The organism is Gilvimarinus polysaccharolyticus (assembly GCF_001187555.1).
Taxonomy (GTDB): domain Bacteria; phylum Pseudomonadota; class Gammaproteobacteria; order Pseudomonadales; family Cellvibrionaceae; genus Gilvimarinus; species Gilvimarinus polysaccharolyticus.
Window position 1 is genome coordinate 1 of the sequence record NZ_LFIJ01000004.1, and the last position, 2815, is coordinate 2815.

General features: G+C 51.0%; 1 rRNA gene. It reads right to left on the bottom strand.

The features are described 5' to 3' along the window. Positions 1 to 141 precede the first annotated feature (141 nt). Positions 142 to 2815: ribosomal RNA gene (locus GILYN3_RS16365) — 23S ribosomal RNA — on the bottom strand; the annotation flags it as partial.

Below are 2815 nucleotides of genomic sequence, written 5' to 3' on the forward strand. Positions count from 1 at the left end.
CCTCCACGGATGGAGCGTATGCTGAAGATTGTCTGGAACAATCTCAGTATGTAATAGCTGCTAAGGACAGTCTGTGTATCGCTTTACTTAAGTCCGTCGATTGATCATGTTACGTCTGTAACCATCAGTCGTTTCTGTTATATGGTCAAGCCTCACGGGCAATTAGTACTGGTTAGCTCAACGCCTCACAACGCTTCCACACCCAGCCTATCAACGTGGTGGTCTTCCACGGCCCTTTAGGGGATTCAAGATCCCAGGGAAAGCTAATCTTGAAGGAGGCTTCCCGCTTAGATGCTTTCAGCGGTTATCCCGTCCGAACGTAGCTACCGGGCAATGCCATTGGCATGACAACCCGAACACCAGCGGTTCGTTCACTCCGGTCCTCTCGTACTAGGAGCAACTCTTCTCAACTTTCCAACGCCCACGGCAGATAGGGACCGAACTGTCTCACGACGTTCTAAACCCAGCTCGCGTACCACTTTAAATGGCGAACAGCCATACCCTTGGGACCGGCTTCAGCCCCAGGATGTGATGAGCCGACATCGAGGTGCCAAACACCGCCGTCGATGTGAACTCTTGGGCGGTATCAGCCTGTTATCCCCGGAGTACCTTTTATCCGTTGAGCGACGACCCTTCCATACAGAATCGCCGGATCACTATGACCTACTTTCGTACCTGCTCGACGTGTCAGTCTCGCAGTTAAGCTGGCTTGTGCCATTACACTAACCTCCTGATTTCCGACCAGGATTAGCCAACCTTCGTGCTCCTCCGTTACTCTTTGGGAGGAGACCGCCCCAGTCAAACTACCCACCATACACTGTCCGCGATCCCGATAAGGGACCTGCGTTAGAACCCCAAACATACCAGGGTGGTATTTCAAGGATGGCTCCACGATAACTAGCGTTACCGCTTCAAAGCCTCCCACCTATCCTACACAAATAGGTTCAGAGTTCAGTGTAAAGCTATAGTAAAGGTTCACGGGGTCTTTCCGTCTAGCCGCGGGAACACGGCATCTTAACCGCGATTTCAATTTCACTGAGTCTTGGGTGGAGACAGCGTGGCCATCGTTACGCCATTCGTGCAGGTCGGAACTTACCCGACAAGGAATTTCGCTACCTTAGGACCGTTATAGTTACGGCCGCCGTTTACTGGGGCTTCGATCAAGAGCTTCGCCGAAGCTAACCCCATCAATTAACCTTCCAGCACCGGGCAGGCGTCATACCGTATACGTCCACTTGCGTGTTTGCACAGTACTATGTTTTTAATAAACAGTCGCAGCCACCTGATCACTTCGACCGACTTTAGCTTAGGGAGCAAGTCCCATCACCAATGTCGGCGTACCTTCTCCCGAAGTTACGGTACCATTTTGCCTAGTTCCTTCACCCAAGTTCTCTCAAGCGCCTTGGTATTCTCTACCTGATCACCTGTGTCGGTTTGGAGTACGGTTCGTTATTACCTGAAGCTTAGAAGCTTTTCTTGGAAGCATGGCATCAACCACTTCACTGACCTAAGTCAGCTTCGTCATAAGTTCTCAGCCTTAGAATCCCGGATTTACCTAAGATTCCAGCCTACTACCTTAAACACGGACAACCAACGCCGTGCTGGCCTAGCCTACTCCGTCCCTCCATCGCAGTAATAACAAGTGCAGGAATATTAACCTGCTTCCCATCGACTACGCATTTCTGCCTCGCCTTAGGGGCCGACTAACCCTATTCCGATTAACGTTGAATAGGAAACCTTGATCTTCCGGCGTGCGGGTTTTTCACCCGCATTATCGTTACTCATGTCAGCATTCGCACTTCTGATACCTCCAGCAAGCTTCTCAACTCACCTTCAACGGCTTACAGAACGCTCCCCTACCATGCTCGAAAGCATCCGCAGCTTCGGTTGCTAATTTTAGCCCCGTTACATCTTCCGCGCAGGCCGACTCGACTAGTGAGCTATTACGCTTTCTTTAAAGGGTGGCTGCTTCTAAGCCAACCTCCTAGCTGTCTGAGCCTTCCCACATCGTTTCCCACTTAACTAGCATTTGGGACCTTAGCTGGCGGTCTGGGTTGTTGCCCTCTTGACTACGGACGTTAGCACCCGCAGTCTGTCTGCCATGATTGCACTCCACGGTATTCGGAGTTTGCATGGGGTTGGTAAGTCGGGATGACCCCCTAGCCCAAACAGTGCTCTACCCCCGTGGGTGAGACATGACGCACTACCTAAATAGTTTTCGGGGAGAACCAGCTATCTCCCGGCTTGATTAGCCTTTCACTCCGATCCACAAGTCATCTCCTAACTTTTCAACGTTAGTGAGTTCGGTCCTCCAGTCAGTGTTACCTAACCTTCAACCTGCCCATGGATAGATCGCCGGGTTTCGGGTCTATTGCCAGCAACTGAACGCCCTATTAAGACTCGGTTTCCCTACGGCTCCCCTAAACGGTTAACCTTGCTACTGACAATAAGTCGCTGACCCATTATACAAAAGGTACGCAGTCACAGAACAAGTCTGCTCCTACTGCTTGTACGCACACGGTTTCAGGATCTATTTCACTCCCCTCACAGGGGTTCTTTTCGCCTTTCCCTCACGGTACTGGTTCACTATCGGTCAGCTGGGAGTATTTAGCCTTGGAGGATGGTCCCCCCATATTCAGTCAAGATAACACGTGTCCCGACCTACTCGATTTCACAACAAATGACTTTTCGTGTACGGGGCTATCACCCTGTATCGCGGCACTTTCCAGAGCCTTCCACTAAGACATAAGTTGCTTAAGGGCTAATCCGATTTCGCTCGCCGCTACTCTCGGAATCTCGGTTGATTTCTTTTCCT